The following is a 20,760-nucleotide window of genomic DNA, read 5'->3' as shown; positions in this document are numbered from 1 at the left end:
GTCTCATGTGCCTCAGTAAAATCGCCCTTTTCGGGTGTTATCACTGCATTTGTCGCACATCCTGGTTTGAGAGTGAATCATATAATCGCAGCGCACGCTTTGACCGGAGCCGCCCTGATCCGGTGTGTTATATGAGTCTTTCTCCCCGAATCCAGTATGGCACAAACAGATTGAAATGTTGTGAATCTTTGATTCAGTTTAGAATCTTTGGGTCATATAAGTAATTATAAATCAATTAGTTAAGTGTATTTGAGTACCCGGAAACAGGCGCAAGGGAACCCGTTTGCAGGACCATGGGTACCCGTCTGCGGGAGCAAGGGGCCCGATTCGCGGGAAGACAGGCACCTGCGGTTCAAGCGCGGCAAAACGGGGCGTTTCGGCGCCTTTTCAGCCTTCAAACCGGGAGTATCGAGGCCGATTTGCGGCCTTGGCGCGGGTTCTGGCGCTTGAGGTACCCGTTTCCGGGATGGCGGTCTCCTGTAAACGGGTCCCCAAGCCGGGATTGAGCGCGGGTTCCTTTTGCGCCATAGTCTCTCCAGAGCAGAATCCCCGCAAGAGCATCAAGCCGCCAGGGGAAAGAGGGCAGGGCGATGGGTTCAGACGATATCCCGCACAGCAAGCTGACCGGGCCGCTGCGGCGCCAGTCGGTGAAGAAGAACGTGGCCGCGATCCATGTGTCGGGCAAGCTGACGCTGCTGCAGCGCAAGCTGTCCAATGTGCTGCTGCTGAATGCCTATGACGCGCTGATCTCGAAGCCCAAGCACCAGATCGATGCGCAGACGCTGTGCATGATGGTGGGCTACAACTCCAACGACATGGAAACCCTGAAGCAGTCGCTGCGCAGCCTGGCGGAGACGGTGGCGGAATGGGACATGCTGGACGAGAACGGCAAGCAGGAATGGGGCGTCAGCTCGCTGCTGTCCTATGCCAAGCTGCAGGGCGGGGTGTGCGAATACGCCTACAGCCCGGCGCTGGCGGAGAAGCTGCACGATCCCAAGGTGTTTGCGCTGATCAACCTGAACATCCAGCGCCGGTTCACCAGCGGCCATGCGCTGGCGCTGTACGAGAACTGCTACCGGTTTGTGCGCACCGGCTCTACGGGCTGGTGGGACATTGCCCTGTTCCGCCGCCTGATGGGGGTTGAGGGCAGTGCCTATTACGAGAGTTTCAAGCACTTGAACGCCAAGATCATCAAGCCGGCGGTGGCGGAGGTGAACAAGACGTCGAACATCCTGCTGACGCCGGAGTTCAAGAAAATGGGGCGGCAGGTGGCGGAGGTGCGGTTCCTGATCAAGGAAAACCCGCAGCTGGCGATGCTGGATATCGACGACGGCGCCGGGGTGCGGCAGGGCGCGGTTTACACCCAGCTGATGGAGCTGGGGGTCAGCGACCGGCTGGCGCGCCAGTGGATTGCCGAGCATGGCGAGGATTACGTGGCCGAGAAGGTCGGCTATCTGAAGGGGCGCAAGGGGGTGGACAGCCCGGTGCGCTATCTGAGCGCGGCGCTGCGGGATGATTACAAGGATGCTCCCGCCGAGGCGGTGAAGGAGGTTCCGCCCGAGGTGCTGGCGGCGGCAGAGGCGCGCAAGGCGGCGGAGGCGGACGCGGCGCGCCGGACCGCGGCCGAGGAGGCCGTCAAGGCGCGGGAGCGGGCGTTGCGGGCGCAGCGGCTGGAGCGGATCCGGGACCTGGCGGCGGGCCGGTCGCCGACCCAGCGCGATGCCGACAAGCGGCTGTTCCTGAGCCGTCTGGAGGATGAGATCGACCGCGAGGAATTCCGCCGCCGCGGCTGGAGCGCGGCGCTGCTGGCGGGCGAGATGACGGCGTTCTGGGAGGAGCTGATCCCGGGCGCGTTCGACGAGCTTGCCGGGCAGGGCAGCGGCGGTGCCGCGCGGCGGCCTGGATAGGCGCATGGGGACCGCAGCGGGGCAGGGGCCCGCCCGGTTCCGCGGCGGCCCCCTGCGTGTTTTGCGGCACGTCCGGAGCCGGGCGGAAACCGGCGGCCGGGGTCAGAAGATGGCTGCGGGCAGCCAGGTTGCCAGACCGGGGATCAGCCAGACCAGCAGCACCCCCAGCGCCTGCAGGCCGATGAACGGCACCACGCCCTGGTAGATGTGGCGGGTGGTGACCTCGGCGGGGGCGGCGCCGCGCAGGTAGAACAGCGAAAAGCCGAACGGCGGCGTCAGGAAGCTGGTCTGCAGGTTGATAGCGATCAGGATGCCGAGCCAGACCGGATCATGGCCCATCAGGATCAGCGCCGGCGTCACCAGCGGCAGCACGATGACCGAGATCTCGACGAAGTCGAGGAAGAAGCCCAGCACGAAGATGAACAGCATGCAGAAGATCAGCGCGCCGGTCGGCCCGCCCGGCATGTTGCCGAGGATATGGGCGACCCGCTCCTCGCCGCCGAGGCCGATGAACACCAGCGAGAACATGCCCGCGGCCAGGATGGTGGCAAAGATCATCGCCGTCATCGTCATGGTCGAGGTCACCGCCTCATGCAGGATCCGCTGCTTCAGGCCGCTGCGCAGCGCCGCCGCGATGGCAATGGCGCCGGCCGCTGCCAGCAGCGCATAGAACAGCCCTGCGGCAAAGTCGCTGCTGCTGAGGTCGCCGCGCTGCAGGCGGACCGGATGCAGGCCGGACAGGATGCCGAGCAGGATCAGCGCCGCCGCGCCCAGCAGGATCAGCCGGGCCGGGCCGCCTGCGCGCACGCCTGCCATCAGCAGCGCGCCGATGCCGCCCACCGAGGCGGCCTCGGTCGGGGTGGCGATGCCGCCGAGAATGGCGCCGAGCACCGCAAAGATCAGCAGGATCGGCGGCACCACCGCGCGCACCACCTGGCCGCGGCTGGGCCGCGCCATCCCGGCCGGAGCCGAGGGCATGTCCTGCGGGCGCAGGACGCCGCGGACCAGGATGTACAGCAGATACAGCACCACCAGCACCAGCCCGGGGATCAGCGCGGCGGCAAAGAACTGGCCCACCGACAAGGCCTCGACCGAGAATTTGCCCTGCTCGTACTGGGCCTGCTGATAGGCGTTTGACATCACGTCGGCGAGAATGATCAGCAGCGTCGAAGGCGGGATGATCTGGCCCAGCGTGCCGGCGGTGCAGACGATGCCCGAGGCCACCCGCGGGTCATAGCCCGCCCGCAGCATCGCGGGCAGGGCGATCATGCCCATCGCCACAACCGTGGCGCCGACAATGCCGGTGGAGGCCGCCAGCAGCGCCCCCACCAGCACCACCGAGATGCCCAGGCCGCCCTTGAGCTGGCCGAACAGCCGCCCCATGGTGTCCAGAAGCTCTTCGGCGATGCGGCTTTTCTCCAGGATCGCCCCCATCAGCACGAACAGCGGAATGGCGATCAGCACCTGGTTGCTCAGGAGGCCGAAGGCGCGCTGGCCGAGTGCCCCCAGCAGGGTGATGTCCATCACCCCCAGAGCCCAGCCGAGATAGGCAAACAGGATGGCGATGCCCGCGATCGAGAAGGCCACCGGAAACCCCATGAGGATCGCGGCCATCAGGGCCGCGAACATGATCAGGTCGAGATATTCGGTCATTGGGGGGCTCGCTCCGAAAACAGGCGGATCAGCAGGGAAACGGATTGCAGCATCACCAGCACGCAGAAGGCGGGGATCAGCGATTTCAGCAGGAACACGGCCTCAAGGCCTCCGACGGCGATCGGGCCTTCGAAGATGGCCCAGGAATTGCGCACCGAGGGCCAGGACCAGTAGAGCAGGGCGGCCATCGCGGGCAGCAGCAGCACCAGGTGGCCGAAGATGTCGATGCGGCGCTGGCTCCGCGGGCTGAGACTGGCAAAGAAGACATCCACGCGCACATGCTTGTCCACCAGCAGCGTGTAGCCGGCGGCCAGCATGAACAGGGTGGCGTGCATGTACAGAACACTTTCCTGCGCGGCGATGGAATTCACCCCGAACACATAGCGCCCGACCACAATTGCAAATTGTGCCAGCACCATGATCAGTGCCAGCCAGCGTATCACATGCGCCAGCCCGCGGTTGATCCCGTCCAGCGCATCGGCAACCCGTAACATGCTGCTCTCTCCCCATCAAAAAGCCGGCGCCCGGTCTTCCCGGGCGCCGGCAGGTGTTGTTCAGATCAGTAGCCCATCACCGAGGCGCGGGCGTTCATCTGGCCGTTGTCGGCATAGGTCATGTAGCCGCCGACGCTGTCGCGGTAGGCGATGAAGCTTTCGGTGATGCGGCGGACCAGTTCGTCCTCGTCTTCCTGCAGCTCGGCGAGCACCTCCTTGGCGGCGGCGCCCATGGCGGCGATGACGTCCTCGGGGAACATCTTCACCTGCACGCCATGCTCGTCCACCATCGTTTTCAGCGCCAGCGCGTGCTTGGTGGTGTATTCGGTCCACACCGGGTTGTAGAGGCTCTCGCAGGCCATCGCCACCACCTGCTGCAGGTCTTCCGGCAGCTCCGCGAACACGGCGGCATTGACGCCGCATTCCTCGGCCGAGGACGGCTCGCCCACGCCCGGCCAGTAGTAGTTCTTGGCCACCTGGTAATATCCCAGCGCGCTGTCGGTCCAGGGGCCGATGAATTCGCCCGCGTCCAGCGCCCCGGTCTGCAGCCCCTGGAACATCGCCGGGCCGCTGGTGGCCTCGGCCGCCATGCCCAGTTTCGACGCCATTTCCGAAGCCAGCCCGGTGGTGCGGAACTTCATCCCCTTCAGATCCTCGGCGGAGTTGATCTCGGTCTTGAACCAGCCGCCCCACTGCGGGCCGGAATTGCCGCACAGGAACGGCTTGATGCCGAAGCGGCCGTACATCTCGTCATACAAGGCCTGGCCGCCGCCGTGGTACAGCCAGCCGAACTGCTCGTCCGCGCGCAGGCCGAAAGGCTGCGAGCCGAACAGCAGGATGCCCTTGGATTTCGAGCCCCAGTAGGCCGGCACCGCGTGGTACAGCTCGGCAGTGCCTTCGGAGACCGCGTCGAAGACGCCGCGGCCCGGCACCAGCTCGCCCGCGGCGAACAGCTTCACCTCGATGCGGCCGCCCGACAGGGTGGTGATCCGGTCGGCCAGCATCTGCGCCGCCACACCCGGTCCGGGCAGGTTCTTGGGCCAGGCGGTGACCATCTTCCACTGCATCTTGCCCTGGGCGATGGCGGGGCTGGCCAGCGCCGCCGCCGCGGTGCCAAGCGCTCCGGCCTTCAGAAACTCACGTCTTTCCATGTCTCCATTCCTCCGTCTGACGGGCATCTGCGTTGGGCGAATTCGGGCAGCGCAGACTCAGCCTTGTTTTGTAGGTGCTTTACATTAATATGTAGCTACATAATAATGTCAATCACGGTTGCGCGGTTCACGTTCGCCTTTTGGCGCAAGATGAAATATGGAGCGGCGGCGGCCATTGTCCCGTGTGGTCTGGGGGATGAATTTTGACGGAGAAGCGGCGGCATTCCTGGATTGCCATCCGGGACAGTATCCGGGAGATGATTCTGAACTCGACCTACGGGCCGGGGGACAAGCTGCCGCGCGACGAGGAGTTCGCCGCCCGGTTCGGATGCGCCCGCTCCACCGTTCACCGCGCCATGCGGGACCTGGCCGAAGGCGGGCTGGTGGAACGGCGCCGCAAGGGCGGCACGATGGTGCGGCGCGACCCGGTGACCCGGGCAACGCTGAATATCCCGATCACCCGGCTGGAGGTCGAGCAGAAGGGCTGCGTCTACCGCTACCAGCTGATCCGGCAGAGCGTGCAGCCGGCCCCGGCGGCCATCATGGCCAATTTCGGCCTGCATGAGACCCGCCCGATGCTGCGCGTCGAGGCGCTGCATCTGGCCGACAGCCGCCCCTATATTTTCGAAGACCGCTGGATCTGCCTGGAAACCGTGCCGGAAATCGAAACCGTCGACCTGACCCGCGAAAGCGCCAATGAGTGGCTGGTCCGGCACCGCCCCTACAGCCGCTGCGATCTGCGCCTGTACGCGCGCCCGGGCACCGGCAGCGACAGCGAGGTGCTGCAGAGCGCGGTGGGGGATGCGCTGTTTGTCATGGAGCGCACAACCTGGATCGGCGAGGCCCCGATCACCAGCCTGCGCGCGGTTGCGCACCCCGGCTACCAATTGGTCACCCAGGGCTGATGACCGGAAGGCTGCGGCCTATCCAACCCGGCCGGCGTGAACAGGCCTGCCATGCCAACACAGCCTCTGTTTGAGGTTTTTGGCCCGCAAGAGTGACACACCGTGCCGCATCGCTGCCGGATCCTGGCACACGGCGCCCCATTGCCGGTGTCCTGGCGGCCTGGGCACTGGCGGGGCAGGGGGGCAGGGTCAGACCCGGCTGAACTTGCGCAGGTTGCCGCGGCGGCGCGGCTGTGCAACCGTGGTAACCATTGGTTACCGGACTATGTGATAAAAAAACGGGGCAGGGCAGGCGGCGCAGCGTTGCGGATCCGTACCGCCCGACCGGCAAAACAGCCCGCCGGACAGGGTCCGGGGCTGCCGCAGCCAGAAAGGTGCAGTATGACCAGTGACACCGGACCGCTCTCCCTGAATGTTCCCGAGCCGGGCTGCCGTCCCGGCCGGACCCCGGATTTTTCCGACTTTGAAATCCCCCGCGCGGGCGCGGTGGCGCGGCCGCCGGTGGATGCGGACCCGGATCTGATCCGGGACATGGCGTTTTCCATCGTGCGGGTGCTGAACAAGGATGGCGCGGCGGTGGGCGACTGGGCCGGGGCGCTGAGCACCGAGGAGCTGCATGAAGGGCTGCGCCACATGCTGCTGCTGCGCACCTTTGATGCGCGGATGCTGAATGCGCAGCGGCAGGGCAAGACCAGTTTCTACATGCAGCATCTGGGCGAGGAGGCGGTCAGCTGCGCCTTCAGCCGCGCGATGGAGCCGGGCGACATGAACTTCCCGACCTACCGGCAGGCCGGGCTGCTGATCGCCCGCGGCTATCCGCTGGTCACGATGATGAACCAGATCTATTCCAACGCCGAGGACCCGCTGCACGGCCGCCAGCTGCCGATCATGTATTCCTCCAAGGAGCACGGGTTTTTCAGCATCTCCGGCAATCTGGGCACCCAGTTCGTGCAGTCGGTGGGCTGGGCCATGGCCTCGGCCATTTCCGGCGATACACGGATTGCGGCGGGCTGGATCGGCGACGGCTCCACCGCCGAAAGCGATTTCCACGCGGCGATGGTGTTTGCCTCGACCTACAACGCGCCGGTGGTGCTGAACATCGTCAACAACCAATGGGCCATCTCGACCTTCCAGGGCATTGCCCGCGGCGGGGTCGGGACCTTTGCCGCCCGCGGCCACGGCTTTGGCATCGCCTCGGTGCGGGTCGATGGCAATGATTATCTGGCGGTGCATGCGGTGGCGAAATGGGCCTGCGAGCGGGCGCGGCGCGGGCATGGGCCGACGCTGATCGAGCATGTGACCTACCGCGCCGGCGGCCATTCCACCAGCGACGACCCTTCCGCCTACCGCTCCCGGCGCGAGGCGGCGGCCTGGCCGCTGGGCGACCCGGTCGAGCGGCTGAAGAAGCACCTGATCGCCATCGGCGAATGGAGCGAGGAGCGCCACAAGCAGGCCGAGGCGGAGGTGCTGGACACCGTGAGGGCCGCCCAGAAGGAGGCGGAAGCAATCGGCACGCTGACGGCGGGCAAAGTCCCCAGCCCGCGCGACATGTTCGAAGGCGTCTATGAGACCATGCCGCCGCATCTGATCCGGCAGCGGCAGGAGGCGGGGTTCTGAGATGGCGCGGATGACGATGATCGAAGCCATCCGCGAGGCGCATGACGCGGCGATGGCGGCGGACGACAGGGTGGTTGTTTTCGGCGAGGATGTGGGGTTTTTCGGCGGCGTGTTCCGCTGCACTGCGGGGTTGCAGGAGAAATACGGCAAATCCCGCTGCTTTGACGCGCCGATCAATGAATCCGGCATCGTCGGCACCGCCATCGGCATGGCGGCCTATGGGCTGAAGCCGGTGATCGAGATCCAGTTCGCGGATTATGTCTATCCGGCCTATGACCAGATCGTCTCTGAAGCCGCCCGGCTGCGGCACCGCTCGAACGCCGATTTCACCTGCCCGCTGGTGATCCGCATGCCCACCGGCGGCGGCATCTTCGGCGGCCAGACCCACAGCCAGAGCCCGGAGGCGCTGTTTACCCATGTGTCGGGGCTGAAGGTGGTGATGCCCTCCAATCCGCGCGATGCCAAGGGGCTGCTGCTGGCGGCCATCGCGGACCCGGATCCGGTGATCTTCTTCGAGCCCAAGCGGCTCTATAACGGGCCGTTTGACGGCCATCACGACAAGCCGGTCGAAAGCTGGAAGGCCCATCCGCTGGGCGAGGTGCCGGACGGGGACGAGATTGTGCCGCTGGGCAAGGCGGCGGTCCGCCGCGAGGGCACAGAGGTGACGGTCCTGGCCTATGGCACCATGGTGTTCGTGGCCGAGGCCGCGGCGCAGGAGACCGGGGTGGATGCCGAGGTGATCGATCTGCGCAGCCTGATGCCGCTGGATCTGGAGACCATCGTGGCCTCGGTGCAGAAAACCGGGCGCTGCGTGATCGTGCATGAGGCCACCCGTACCTCCGGATTCGGGGCGGAGCTGATGTCGCTGGTGCAGGAAAACTGCTTTTACCATCTGGAGGCGCCGGTGATCCGGGTGACCGGCTGGGACACGCCGTACCCGCATGCGCAGGAATGGGAGTATTTCCCGGGGCCTGGCCGGGTGGGCGAGGCGCTCAAAAAAGTCATGGAGGACTGATCCATGGGCGTGTTTGAAATCCGGCTGCCCGATGTGGGGGAGGGCGTTGCCGAGGCGGAGCTGATCGAATGGCATGTGAAGCCGGGCGATGTGGTGCGGGAGGATGACATCCTGGCCGCGGTGATGACCGACAAGGCCGCGGTCGAGGTGCCGTCCTCAGCTGACGGCAAGGTGCTGGAGCTGGGCGGCGAGATCGGCGCGATGATCCCGGTGGGCGGCGTGCTGGTGCGGTTGGAGGTGGCGGGCGCGGGCAATGCTGCTGCGGACCCCGGCGCGGAGCCACGCGCGCCAGCGGCTGCGCCGGAACCGGAGCCTGAGCCGGCCACAGAGACAGAGCCCGTGCCAGAGCCTGCCCTGCCGCCTGCTGCGAAGAAAGCGGGGCATCGGCTGCCGCCGCCGGAAGGCGCCAAGCCGCTGGCCGCGCCGTCGGTGCGGGCGCGGGCGCGGGCCGAGGGTGTGAACCTGCGGCAGGTGCCCGGCAGCGGGCCGGCCGGGCGCATCAGCCATGAGGATCTGGACAATTGGATCGCCTCGGGCGGCATCCGGCAGGGCGGCGTGACCCGCGGCCGCAACACCGGGGTCGAGGAGATCCGGGTTGTCGGCATGCGCCGCAAGATCGCCGAGAAGATGGCGCTGGCGAAACGGCAGATCCCGCATATCACCATCGTTGAAGAGGTGGAGATGGGCGCGCTGGAGGATCTGCGCGCGGCGCTGAACAAGAAGCACAAAGGCCAGCGCCCCAAGCTGACGCTGCTGCCATTCCTGCTGCGCGCCATTGTCGAGGCGGTGCGCGAGCAGCCCGGATTGAACGCGCGGTTCGATGATGAGGACGGCGTGATCCACCGGCATGGCGGCGTGCATGCGGGCATCGCCACCCAGACAGAGCAGGGGCTGACGGTGCCGGTGCTGCACCATGCCGAGGCGGGCAGCCTGTGGGACAATGCGGCGGAAATCCAGCGCCTGGCGGAAGTGGCGCGTGACGGCTCGATCAAGCGGGAGGAGCTGAGCGGCGGCACCATCACCATCACCTCGCTGGGGCCCTTGGGCGCCATCGCCACCACCCCGATCGTGAATTACCCGGAGGTTGCCATTGTCGGCGTCAACAAGATGCAGATCCGCCCGGTCTGGGACGGCCAGCAGTTCCGGCCCCGCAAGATGATGAACCTGTCCTGTTCCTTCGATCACCGGGTGGTCGACGGCTGGGACGCCGCGGTCTTTGTGCAGAAACTGAAATCCCTGCTGGAAACTCCAGCGATGCTGTTTGTCGAGGGCTGAATGTCTGACCTGAAATGCAAGCTTCTGATCATCGGCGCTGGCCCCGGCGGCTATGTCTGTGCGATCCGCGCGGGCCAGCTGGGCATCGACACGATTGTGGTGGATGAGGGCAGGGTGGGCGGCACCTGCCTGAACGTCGGCTGCATCCCGTCCAAGGCGCTGATCCACGCGGCGGAGGAGTTTCACCGCATCGCACAGGCGCCGCAGGGGGCGCTGGGGATCAGCTGCGGGGCGCCTGCAATTGATTTCGCCAAAACCCTGGCCTGGAAAGACGGCATCGTGCAGCGCCTGAACAGCGGGGTTGCGGCGCTGATGAAAAAGGCGGGGGTGCGGTTCGTGCAGGGGCGCGCCCGGTTCCTGGACGGCAAGACGGTCTCGGTGAACGGCAATGGCGACGGCCAGGTGATCCATGCGCAACACATCGTCATTGCCTCCGGCTCTGCCCCGGTGGAGCTGCCGGAGCTGCCGTTCGGCGGCCCCATCCTGTCCTCCACCGAAGCGATGGCGCTGACGCAGGTGCCGGAGAGTCTGGCGGTGGTTGGCGGCGGCTATATCGGGCTGGAGCTGGGCACCGCCTTTGCCAAGCTGGGCGCCAGGGTCACGGTGGTTGAGGCGGAGGACCGTATCCTGCCGCTCTATGATGCGGAGCTGACCCGCCCGGTTGCGGCGCGGCTGAAGGCGCTGGGGGTGGCGGTGAAAACCGCAACCAGGGCATTGGGGTATGAAAACGGCAAGCTGCAGACCGATCAGGGCGAAGTGGCGGCGGAGAAGGTGCTGGTGACCGTCGGGCGCCGGCCCCGCACCGCCGGGATCGGCATCGAGGAGCTGGCACTGACCCAGGACGGGCCGTTTGTCAAAACCGACAGCCATTGCCAGTCTTCGATGCGCGGCATCTATGCGATTGGCGACGTGACCGGCGAGCCGATGCTGGCCCACCGCGCCATGGCGCAGGGCGAAATGGTTGCGGAGCATATCGCGGGCCATGCGGTTCAGTGGGACAAGCGGGCAATTCCGGCGGTCTGCTTCACCGACCCCGAAGTGGTGGCCTGCGGCGCCCTGCCGGGGGAGATTGCGGGCACCGCGGCCACGGTTTTCCCGTTGCAGGCCAACGGGCGTGCGCTGACGGCGGAACGCGAGGACGGCTTCATCCGGGTCGTCTGGCGCCAGAGCGACCATGCGGTGGCGGGCCTGCAGGCGGTCGGGGCAGGGGTGTCGGAATTGTCCGCCGCCTTTGCGCTGGCGATCGAGATGGGCGCCTGCCTCGAGGACATCGGCGCCACCATCCATGCCCATCCGACCCAGTCGGAGGCCCTGCAGGAGGCGTGCCTCAGGGCGCTGGGGCAGGCGCTGCATATCTAGGGGCTGCGGATCTGCCCATTGTATTGCCCGGACCGGCACGTGCCGGGGGGTTCAATCAGGCCGGTCAAATGTTCCGGGAGGGAACCACGGGAGCCCGGAACCCGGTTCGGGGAATGGCGGTCAGGACACCGGCGGGAATACCGCCGTCCGCTTGACCGTGCCGTAAACGAAACTGGTGTCGATCGAGGCAATGCCGCCGATCGGGTGAATGCGGTTGCGGATGAAGCTTTCATAGGCCTCGAGGTCCGGCACCAGCACCCGCAACTGGTAATCCATCGCCCCGGTCAGCACATGGCACTCCAGCACCTCGTCCATCCGCCGCACCCTTCCTTCGAAACTCTGCACGTCGGTTTCATTGTGCCGCTCCAGCCGGATGCGCACAAAGACGGTGATCGCCATGCCATAGGCGGCGGCGTCCACATCGGCGCTGTAGCCGCGGATCACCCCGGCGGTCTCCAGGTTGCGGACCCGGCGCAGGCAGGGCGAGGGCGACAGGTTCACCGCCTCGGCCAGATCCTGGTTGGTCATCCGCCCGTCGCGCTGCAGGGCGCGGATGATCTGTCTGTCCTTGCTGTCCATGGGCGTCCCGTTTTGGCATATTCTGCCAAAATATACTCTCAGACTGGCATGATTTGCAATCCGTTGCCCCGCGATCAAGCGTAAAATGGCGGCAACAGGTATAAGGAGCTTGCCATGAAACGTTCCGCAGGATTTGCCACCCGCGCCATTCACCACGCCTATGACCCGCAACAGAACGAGGGCGCGCTGACGCCGCCGCTGCATCTGACGTCGACCTTCACATTCGAGACCGCCGAAGCCGGCGGCGAGATGTTTGCGGGCGAGCGCGCGGGCCATATCTACAGCCGCATCTCCAACCCCACCTGCGATCTGCTGGAACAGCGCATCGCGGTGCTGGAAGGCGCCGAGGCGGGCCTCGCCCTGTCCAGCGGCATGGGCGCGATCACCGCGGTGCTGTGGACGCTGCTGTCGCCGGGCGATGAGGTCATCGTCGACAAGACGCTTTACGGCTGCACCTTTGCCTTCATGCGCCACGGACTGGCGAAATGGGGCGTCACCATCACCCATGTCGACATGACCGACCCGGAGAACCTGCGCGCGGCGGTGTCGGACAAGACCCGCGTGGTCTATTTCGAGACTCCGGCCAACCCCAACATGCGGCTGGTCGACATTGCCGCCACTGCTGAAATCGCCCATGCCGCCGGCGCCACGGTGGTGGTCGACAACACCTATGCCACCCCCTATCTGACCCGCCCGATCGAACACGGCGCCGACATCGTGCTGCACTCCGCCACCAAATACCTCGGCGGCCATGGCGATGTGGTGGCCGGTCTGGCCGTCGGCACCGCCGAACAGATCGCCGACATCCGCCTCGTCGGCATGAAGGACATGACCGGCGCGGTGATGGCGCCTTTCAACGCGATGCTGATCCTGCGCGGGCTGAAGACCCTGAACCTGCGGATGGACCGCCATTGCGCCACCGCCCGCACCGTCGCCGCCTATCTGGAAGCGCATCCGGCCGTCGGCGCGGTGTCTTTCCCGGGCCTTGACAGCTTTGCCCAGCACGGCATCGCCGAGCGCCAGATGGACCAGCCCGGCGCCATGATCGCCTTTGAGGCCAAGGGCGGCCTGGCGGGCGGCATTGCCTTCATGAACCGCCTGCAGATGATCCAGCGCGCGGTGTCTTTGGGCGACGCCGAAACCCTGATCCAGCACCCGGCGTCGATGACCCATTCGACCTACACCCCCGAGGAGCGCGCCGAACACGGCATCAGCGACGGGCTGATCCGCCTGTCGGTCGGGCTGGAGGACGCCGCAGACATCATCGCCGACCTGGAGCAGGCGCTGCCTGGCCCGGAAGCTTCGCAAGCGGCCTGAGGATCCTTGGCCGCGCTCTGTCAGTACAGGCGCGCGGCCTGGTCCTTGACCCGGCGGATCGGGATCGAGGATTCCAGCGAAGCAACGCCCGGTATCTTGGTCAGGCGGCCGGTCAGAAAGTGCTCGAACTCATGCAGGTCCCGCACCGCCACCCGCAGCAGGTAGTCGAAATTGCCGGTCATCAGCCAGCAGTCCACCACCTCGGGGCAGAGCTTCACCTGGCTTTCGAAGGAGACCAGCCGGTCGTCGATCTGCTGGTCCAGCCGCACCGAAACAAAGACGCTGAAGGTGAAGCCCAGCTTGGCCTCGTCGATGCGCGCGCTGTAGCCGGTGATGAAGCCCTCGGCCTCCAGCTTTTTGATCCGGCGGGCGCAGGGAGAGGGCGACAGGCCGACACGGTCGCTCAGCTCCTGGTGGGAGAGCCGGCCGTCAGCCTGAAGCCCGGCAAGAATACGGCGGTCTGTATCATCCAGTAAATCGCTCATCTGGGGCGGTTTCCTTCAAGCAATCGGGTATCGGCGCCGGATTCCTGCGCAAAACCTGTCAAACAGCACTGAAATTAGCGCCTGCAGCCGCGAAGAAAAGCCTAGTCTTGCGCAAAGGGAGACTGACATGACCTCGAAGACGCATCATCTCAAGACCATTGAACAGCGGCTCTTGTGGCTGTCGCACTGGATGGTCCATCACGCCAACCACATCCGGCCCAAGGCGGACGGCATCAAGGTGGGCGGGCATCAGGCGTCCTCGGCCTCGATGGTGTCGATCATGACGGCGCTCTACTTCTCCGCCCTGCGGCCCGAGGACCGGGTGGCGGTGAAACCCCATGCCGCGCCGGTCTTTCACGCCCTGCAATACCTGATGGGCAACCAGACCCGCGAGAAGATGGAGAACTTCCGCGGCTTCGGCGGGGTGCAAAGCTATCCCAGCCGCACCAAGGACACCTGCGACGTGGATTTCTCCACCGGCTCTGTCGGGCTTGGCGTGGCGATCACCTCCTTCGCCTCGCTGGTGCAGGATTACATCAAGGCCAAAAGCTGGGGCGCCGATGCCCCGATGGGCCGCATGGTCGCCCTCGTCGGCGACGCCGAACTGGACGAGGGCAACATTTACGAAGCCCTGCAGGAAGGCTGGAAGAACGATCTGCGCAATTGCTGGTGGATCATCGACTACAACCGCCAGTCGCTGGACGGCATCGTCCGCGAAGGCCTGTTCGAGCGGATCGAGAAGATCTTTGGTGCCTTCGGCTGGGATGTAGTGCGGGCGAAATACGGCGTGCTGCAACGCGCCGCCTTTGCCGAGCCGGGCGGCGATAAGCTGCGCGGCTGGATCGACGCCTGCCCGAACCAGGAATATTCCGCCCTCACCTTTATGGGCGGCGCGGTCTGGCGCCAGAGGCTGCTGGACGACCTTGGCGATCAGGGCGACGCCACCGCCCTGATCGAACGGCGCAGCGACGCCGAACTGGCGGCGCTGATGGAAAACCTCGGCGGCAACTGCGTCGAGACGATGGCCGAAACCTTTGCCGCCATCGACCACGACCGCCCGGTCTGTTTGCTCGCCTACACGGTCAAGGGCTGGGGCACGCCGATTGCGGGCCACAAGGACAACCACGGCGGGTTGATGAATGCCACCCAGTTTGCCAGGTGGCAGGCCCATATGAACGTGCCCGAGGGGCAGGAGTGGGAGCCCTTCGCCACCGTGCAGGACCCGGAAGCCCTGCACAAATTCCTGTCTGGGGTGCCGTTCTTTGCCAAGGGCACCCGCCGTTATGCAGATGCCCGGCTGCCGGTGCCGGAAATTACCGCCGCCACCGGCCGCGAGATTTCAACCCAGATGGCGTTTGGCAGGATCCTCGACGATCTGTCGAAGGGCAGCAGCGAACTGGCGGACCGCATCGTCACCACCTCGCCCGATGTGACCGGTACCACCAGCCTGGGGCCTTGGGTGAACCGGCGCAAGCTGTTCTCCCGCACTACCCAGGCCGACGCCTTTATCGAGCACCGCATCCCCTCCACCGCGAAATGGGAGTTCACGCCCGAGGGCCAGCATATCGAACTGGGCATCGCCGAGATGAACCTGATGCTGCTCTTGGGTGCGGCGGGCCTGTCGCATTCGCTGTTCGGCAAGCGGCTGATTCCCATCGGCACCGTCTATGACCCGTTTGTCAGCCGCGGCCTCGATGCGCTGAACTACGCCTGTTATCAGGACGCGCGGTTCATCCTGGCGGGCACCCCGTCGGGCGTCACCCTGGCCCCCGAAGGCGGCGCGCACCAGTCCATCGGCACGCCGCTGATCGGCATGAGCCAGGATGGGCTGGCGGCATTTGAACCGGCCTTTGCCGATGAGCTGGCGGTGATCCTGCAATGGGCCTTCGACTATGTGCAGCGCGATGGCGAGGGCGACCCGGACGAGCGCACCTGGCTCAGGGATGAGACCGGCGGCTCGGTCTATCTGCGGCTCACCACCAACCCGGTGGAACAGCCCGGCAAGCGGGTGGATGACACCTTCGGCCAGGGCACCATCGATGGCGGCTACTGGCTGCGTCCGCCGGGGCCGAACTGCGAGGTGGTGATTGCCTACCAGGGCGCGGTGGCGCCCGAGGCAATCAAGGCCGCGGGCATGATTGCCGAAGACCGCCGTGACGTGGGCGTGCTGGCGGTGACCTCCGCCGACCGGCTGAATGCGGGCTGGACCGCCGCCCAGCGGGCGCGCTCGCGCGGCAATGCCGCCGCGGTATCCCGCATTGAGACGCTGATGCAGGACCTGCCGCCGCATTGCAGGATCATCACCGTGATCGATGGCCACCCGGCCACCCTGGCCTGGCTGGGCGGGGTGGCCGGCCACCGGACGATCCCGCTGGGGGTCGAGCATTTCGGCCAGACCGGCACCATCGGCGACCTTTACCGCCACCACGGCATCGACGCCGCCGCCATCGTCGAAAAGGTGAACGGCCTCACCGCAGGCAAGCAAGCTGCCCGCGGCGCCTTTGCCGCACTGGTGCGCAGCTGAGGTCTGGCGGAAGCCGGCGGGGGCCAGCGGCCCCCGCCGCAACGGTCACAGCACCGCGCCGCTGAACTTGGCCAGCGCGACGCCGCTGTCCTGCAGCGCGCGGCGCACATCGGCGGCAATCGCCACCGCGGCCGGCGTGTCGCCATGCAGGCAGATGGTGTCGATCCGCGCCGGGATGCGCTTGCCGCTGGCGGTGATGATGGCGCCTTCGCGCACCATCTCCACCATCCGCCGCCCGGCCTCTGCCGGGTCGTGGATCACCGCGCCGGGCAGGCTGCGGTCCACCAGCGTCGCATCATCGTTATAGGCCCGGTCGGCAAAGATCTCGCAGGCGGTCTTGCAGCCCAGCTCCTGCGCCGCCTGCTGCTGCGCGGTGCCCGCCAGCACCATCACGATGATATCCGGGTCCACCGACAGGGCCGCCTCGTAGCAGGCCCGCGCCATCGCCGCGTCCTCGGACGCCATGTTGGCCAGCGCTCCGTGCAGCTTCAGGTGCCGTACTTCACCTCCGGCAGCACGCGCCATCGCCTGCGCCGCGCCCAGCTGGTAGCGCACCATATTGGCCAGCGTCCCGTGCGGCACCGACATCCGGCGGCGGCCAAAGCCCTGCAGGTCGGGAAAGCCCGGATGCGCGCCGATGCCGGTGCCCTTGGCCACCGCGTGTTCCATCGTCGCGGCCATCACATCCGGATCGCCCGCGTGATAGCCGCAGGCGATGTTCGCCGAGGTCACGATATCCAGCAGCCCGGCATCATCGCCGAGGCTCCAGGCGCCAAAGCTCTCGCCCATATCGGCATTCAGATCGACAGTTCGGGTCATGTCATCTCCTCACAAGACATCTTCTTCACCGGCAATCGCGCCGCTGATCAGCTGATAGGACAGCAGGTTGGACATGCTGCGTGGATCGCGGATCAGCGGATAACACTGGCTGCGCAGGCCGGCGCGCCGCTCCGCCTCGGCTCGTTCCAGCTCTACCGCCTCCTCCAGCGGGATGAAACGGAACTGCAGCGCGGTCCCCGCCGCCGCCTGCGCCAGCCGCGGCAGGTCGCAGGGCACCACCGTGCCGATCCGCGGGTAGCCGCCGGTGGTCTGGCATTCCGACAGCAGCACATAAGGCGTGCCATCGCCGGTCACCTGGATGTCGCCGGGCACGATCACCTCCGAAACCACCGAACGTGCGCCCTCGGTGCGGAACCCCTCGCCGTTGCTTTCTATCGGCACACCCATCCGGTTGCCGCGTGCGCCGCGGCGGAAGGTGGTCTGCTCGAAGCGCGTCAGTTCGGTCTCTGGAAACAGCGCGGTCTGCAGGCTGGCAACCACCCGCACGGTGCCGCCTTCGAACCGGTCGTCCGGCGCAAGGCCCAGCCCGGTGCCGCGGCCGCTGTCTGGGCCGGTTTCCAGCACGTCGCCTTCGGCCAGCGGCGCACCGATGCCCGCCGCCAGATGCGCCGCGCGCGCGCCCAGATGCTCCGGCGTCTGAAACCCGCCGCCCGCGTGCAGATAGCCGTAGCTGCCGCTGCGCGCCGCGCCGATTGCCAGCCGCGCCCCGGCAGGCAGCAGGTGGCTGGCGTTCCAGGCCACCGCCGCGCCGTCGATGCTCGCCCGCATCGGCGCGCCGGTCAGCGCGATGCGCAGATCGCTGTCCGCCTGGAACTCGCCGCCCATGCCGGCCATCTCGACCGCGGCCATCTCGGCGCCCTGCCCCAAGAGCGCCGCGCCCTCTGCCAATGCCAGCCGGTCGGCAGCGCCGCCGCGCGAGACCCCGTATTCCAGCCAGCCCGGGCGGCCGCCGTCCTGCACCGTCACCCCCGGCCCGGCGCGCAGAATGGTCAATGTGCCGCTCATGACAGATCCTCCGCCCTGGCGCCGCCCAGCGGATCGCGCTTCAGCCCCTGCAGCTCCTCCGGGGTGACAGAAGTGAATTGCACCTCATCGCCGGGGCGCAGCAGGAACGGTTCCTCCGCATCCGGGCGGAACAGCCGCACCGCGGTCTGGCCCGCGTGCATCCAGCCGGTGGGGGTGGCGACCGAGAACAGCACCAGCTGGCGGATTGCCACCGCCAGCGCGCCTTCGGGAATGCGGCTGGTCAGCTGGGTTTGGCGCGGGATATCCCAGGCCACGGGCAGCTCGCCCAGATAGGGCTGGCCGGGGGCAAAGCCGATGGTCTGCACCCGCACCCGCGCCGATGACAGCGAGGCCACCGCCTCTGCCTCTGTCATGCCCGCGGCCTCCGCCGCCTGCGGCAGCTGCGGCGCCAGATCGGTGCCGAACACCGCCGGTATCCGCCACAGGCGCCGCTGGCCGGGCAGCTCTGCCGCGTACCAGTCGCGCTGTGCCAGCAGTTTTTTCAGCCGCGCCCGCAGCGAAGTATGGTCCAGATGCCGCAGGTCAAAGCGCACATAGGCCGACACCAGCGAGGTGGACACCTCTTCGACCCCGTCCCAGCTTTCCTTGGCCAGTGCCGCACGGAATGCCAGGGCGGCGCGGTTGGCGGGCTCGCTCAGCCGGCTGCCAAAGCTCACCAGCATCCCGTCCACGCCCACCGTGCGGATCTCGGGGGTGGGATTTTCTACACGTTCCTCAGCCATCACATCTGCTCCGGCAGGAAGGTCACGATGGACGGGAACAGCACGATCAGCACCAGTGCCACGACCATCAGGAAGAAGAACGGCAGCGCCGCCTTGGCCACGGTCAGAATGTCCCGCCCGGTCAGCGATTGCAGCACAAACAGGTTGAAGCCGACCGGCGGGGTGATCTGGCTCATCTCCACCACGATCACCAGGAAGATGCCGAACCACAAGGGATCGATGCCCGCTTCCAGCACCATCGGCATGATCACCGAGGCGGTCAGCACCACCACCGAAATCCCGTCGAGGAAACAGCCCATGATCACGAAAAAGATGGTCAGCGCCGCCAGCAGTGTGAAGGTCGACAGGTTCAGCGAGCCGATCCACTCCGCCAGGATGCGCGGAATGCCGGTGAAACCCATCGCCACGGTCAGAAACGATGCACCCGCCAGAATGAAAGCGATCATGCAGGAGGTAACGGTCGCCCCCATCAGCCCCGCGGTAAAGCTTTCGCGGGTGAGCGAGCCTGACTGCCACGACAGCAAGAGCGCCAGCACCACGCCCACGGCAGCGGCATCGGTGGGCGAGGCAATGCCCGCATAAATCGAGCCGATCACGCCGCCGATCAGCAGCACCACCGGCAACAGCCTGCGGGCGCGCCTCAGCTTCTCGCGGAAGGTGGCGGCGATGTCCTCGGTCGGCAGCTGGCTGCGGTTCAGCAGCGCCCAGACCACCACATAGCCGACGAACAGGCCGACCAGCAGCACGCCCGGCAGCACGCCCGCGACAAACAGCCGGGCGATGGACTGCTCGGTCGCCACGCCATAGACGATCAGGATGATCGAGGGCGGGATCAGCAGACCCAGCGTGGCGGAACCGGCCAGCGTGCCGATCACCAGCTTTTCAGGATAGCCGCGGCGCGACAGCTCCGGGATCGACAGCTTGCCGATGGTGGCGGCGGTGGCGGCGGACGACCCCGACACCGCGGCAAAGATCCCGCAGGCAAAGACGTTCACATGCAAGAGCTGCCCCGGCAGCCGGTTCATCCAGGGCGACAGCCCGGTGAACATGTCCTCCGACAGGCGCGAGCGGAACAGGATCTCTCCCATCCAGATGAACAGCGGCAGCGCCGCCAAGGCCCAGGAGTTGCTGTGGCCCCACATGGTGGTGGCCATCACCAGCCCCAGCGGCGCCTCGGTGAACAGCGCCATCGCGGCGACGCCCACGCCCAGCAGGGCAAAGGCCACCCACAGGCCGGCCCCCAGGAACAGGAACAGAAGGACCAGAAGAATGATGGAAAGCGCGGCAATCGACATGGTGATCCCCTATTCGCTCAGAAGATTTTCGCCCTTGCCCTCCCAGGAGGGCAGCGCACCGCGCAACATGCAGACCAGCTCGTCCGCCAGCGCCAGGGTGAGGATGGCAAGGCCCAGAGCCACCGGCGCCTGCGGCAGCCACAGCGGCACCGACACCATGCCGGCGCTGCGGTCACCGAATTCCAGCGATTCCAGCAAGAGCAGCCCCATGTACCAGGTGGCAAAACCGCTCATCGCCAGCGCCAGCAGGGTCACCGCAATCTCCACCGCGGCGCGGCCGCGGTCCGGCAGCCGGTTGGTCAGCAGCGTCACCCGGATATGGCCGCCGGCGCGCAGCGCATAGGCCAGCGCCAGAAAGGTCGAGGCGGCCAGGAAAAAGCCGGTGAAATCGGCGTAGGACGGAATGGTCAGGCCAATGCCGCTGCCGCTCACCGCCGCCGCGATCTTGTCGGCGAGGTTCAGGCAGACCTGCGCGAATACCAGCGCCACGATGGCCACGATGAACAGTGCTGCCAGCCCGCCGGCCGCACGGTAGATGAAATCAAGCACAACCCGCATGGCTGCTCCTCCTCCCCAGGAGACCGGACGCCGCCCAC

General features: G+C 66.6%; 18 protein-coding genes. 8 read left to right on the top strand and 10 right to left on the bottom strand.

The features are described 5' to 3' along the window. Nucleotides 1–590 precede the first annotated feature (590 nt). Nucleotides 591–1,907, top strand: a complete 1,317-nt coding sequence (locus OKQ63_RS24885) for a replication initiation protein (RefSeq protein WP_264214584.1) — start codon at nt 591–593, stop codon at nt 1,905–1,907. Between the two features lie 102 nt (nt 1,908–2,009). On the opposite strand, the gene OKQ63_RS24880 is transcribed toward OKQ63_RS24885, so the two are convergent. From OKQ63_RS24880 to OKQ63_RS24870, 3 genes are all read right to left on the bottom strand, one after another. Next, nucleotides 2,010–3,560, bottom strand: a complete 1,551-nt coding sequence (locus tag OKQ63_RS24880; RefSeq protein WP_264214583.1) for a TRAP transporter large permease — start codon at nt 3,558–3,560, stop codon at nt 2,010–2,012. Further along, the gene (locus OKQ63_RS24875) at nt 3,557–4,054 is read right to left on the bottom strand and encodes a TRAP transporter small permease subunit (protein ID WP_264214582.1); all 498 of its coding nucleotides are present in this window, start codon (nt 4,052–4,054) and stop codon (nt 3,557–3,559) included. Before OKQ63_RS24875 ends, OKQ63_RS24880 begins: the two co-directional genes overlap by 4 nt. 65 nt (nt 4,055–4,119) lie before the next feature. Beyond that, nucleotides 4,120–5,205, bottom strand: a complete 1,086-nt coding sequence (locus OKQ63_RS24870; protein WP_264214581.1) for a TRAP transporter substrate-binding protein — start codon at nt 5,203–5,205, stop codon at nt 4,120–4,122. A 203-nt stretch (nt 5,206–5,408) separates the two neighbouring features. Here OKQ63_RS24870 and OKQ63_RS24865 point away from each other — a divergent pair, with 203 nt between their 5' ends. From OKQ63_RS24865 to lpdA, 5 genes are all read left to right on the top strand, one after another. Next, a complete protein-coding gene (locus tag OKQ63_RS24865) occupies nt 5,409–6,110 on the top strand; it encodes a GntR family transcriptional regulator (protein ID WP_264214580.1) in 702 nt (233 codons plus the stop codon). Nucleotides 6,111–6,491: 381 nt separating this feature from the next. Next, the gene (locus OKQ63_RS24860; protein WP_264214579.1) at nt 6,492–7,727 is read left to right on the top strand and encodes a 3-methyl-2-oxobutanoate dehydrogenase (2-methylpropanoyl-transferring) subunit alpha; all 1,236 of its coding nucleotides are present in this window, start codon (nt 6,492–6,494) and stop codon (nt 7,725–7,727) included. Between the two features lies 1 nt (nt 7,728). Continuing rightward, nucleotides 7,729–8,742: an alpha-ketoacid dehydrogenase subunit beta gene (locus OKQ63_RS24855; protein WP_264214578.1), complete on the top strand. Its 1,014-nt coding sequence runs from the start codon at nt 7,729–7,731 to the stop codon at nt 8,740–8,742. Between the two features lie 3 nt (nt 8,743–8,745). Next, nucleotides 8,746–10,017, top strand: a complete 1,272-nt coding sequence (locus OKQ63_RS24850; protein WP_264214577.1) for a dihydrolipoamide acetyltransferase family protein — start codon at nt 8,746–8,748, stop codon at nt 10,015–10,017. Then, the gene (gene lpdA / locus OKQ63_RS24845; RefSeq protein WP_264214576.1) at nt 10,018–11,376 is read left to right on the top strand and encodes a dihydrolipoyl dehydrogenase; all 1,359 of its coding nucleotides are present in this window, start codon (nt 10,018–10,020) and stop codon (nt 11,374–11,376) included. A gap of 120 nt (nt 11,377–11,496) precedes the next feature. Here lpdA and OKQ63_RS24840 read toward each other — a convergent pair whose 3' ends face one another. Then, entirely contained in the window at nt 11,497–11,955 is a 459-nt protein-coding gene (locus tag OKQ63_RS24840; RefSeq protein ID WP_264214575.1) for an Lrp/AsnC family transcriptional regulator, read from the bottom strand. 114 nt (nt 11,956–12,069) lie between these two features. Between OKQ63_RS24840 and OKQ63_RS24835 the strand changes: the two genes are divergently transcribed. After that, complete coding sequence (locus tag OKQ63_RS24835) at nt 12,070–13,272, top strand: methionine gamma-lyase (RefSeq protein ID WP_264214574.1); 1,203 nt, start codon at nt 12,070–12,072, stop codon at nt 13,270–13,272. A gap of 20 nt (nt 13,273–13,292) precedes the next feature. Here the strand turns inward: OKQ63_RS24835 and OKQ63_RS24830 are convergent, their stop codons facing one another. Further along, entirely contained in the window at nt 13,293–13,757 is a 465-nt protein-coding gene (locus OKQ63_RS24830) for an Lrp/AsnC family transcriptional regulator (protein WP_264214573.1), read from the bottom strand. A gap of 127 nt (nt 13,758–13,884) precedes the next feature. On the opposite strand from OKQ63_RS24830, the gene OKQ63_RS24825 reads away from it, so the two are divergent. After that, a complete protein-coding gene (locus OKQ63_RS24825) occupies nt 13,885–16,281 on the top strand; it encodes a thiamine pyrophosphate-binding protein (protein WP_264214572.1) in 2,397 nt (798 codons plus the stop codon). A 45-nt stretch (nt 16,282–16,326) separates the two neighbouring features. On the opposite strand, the gene OKQ63_RS24820 is transcribed toward OKQ63_RS24825, so the two are convergent. From OKQ63_RS24820 to OKQ63_RS24800, 5 genes are read right to left on the bottom strand one after another with little or no spacing between them, the layout of a single operon-like run. Then, complete coding sequence (locus OKQ63_RS24820; RefSeq protein WP_264214571.1) at nt 16,327–17,100, bottom strand: LamB/YcsF family protein; 774 nt, start codon at nt 17,098–17,100, stop codon at nt 16,327–16,329. A 9-nt stretch (nt 17,101–17,109) separates the two neighbouring features. Then, on the bottom strand, nt 17,110–18,126 hold the full coding sequence (locus OKQ63_RS24815; RefSeq protein WP_264214570.1) for a 5-oxoprolinase subunit C family protein: 1,017 nt from the start codon (nt 18,124–18,126) through the stop codon (nt 17,110–17,112). Continuing rightward, on the bottom strand, nt 18,123–18,869 hold the full coding sequence (locus OKQ63_RS24810; RefSeq protein WP_264214569.1) for a 5-oxoprolinase subunit B family protein: 747 nt from the start codon (nt 18,867–18,869) through the stop codon (nt 18,123–18,125). The genes OKQ63_RS24815 and OKQ63_RS24810 overlap by 4 nt, the downstream gene beginning before the upstream one ends. Continuing rightward, entirely contained in the window at nt 18,869–20,164 is a 1,296-nt protein-coding gene (locus tag OKQ63_RS24805; RefSeq protein WP_264214568.1) for a TRAP transporter large permease, read from the bottom strand. The genes OKQ63_RS24810 and OKQ63_RS24805 overlap by 1 nt, the downstream gene beginning before the upstream one ends. 9 nt (nt 20,165–20,173) lie before the next feature. Then, a complete protein-coding gene (locus OKQ63_RS24800) occupies nt 20,174–20,722 on the bottom strand; it encodes a TRAP transporter small permease (protein WP_264214567.1) in 549 nt (182 codons plus the stop codon). Nucleotides 20,723–20,760 lie beyond the last annotated feature (38 nt).

Origin of the sequence: Leisingera thetidis (genome assembly GCF_025857195.1) — a bacterium.
Lineage (GTDB): Bacteria > Pseudomonadota > Alphaproteobacteria > Rhodobacterales > Rhodobacteraceae > Leisingera > Leisingera thetidis.
The sequence above is the reverse complement of the archived record's forward strand: the minus strand, read 5'-3'. Positions and strand labels throughout refer to the sequence as shown.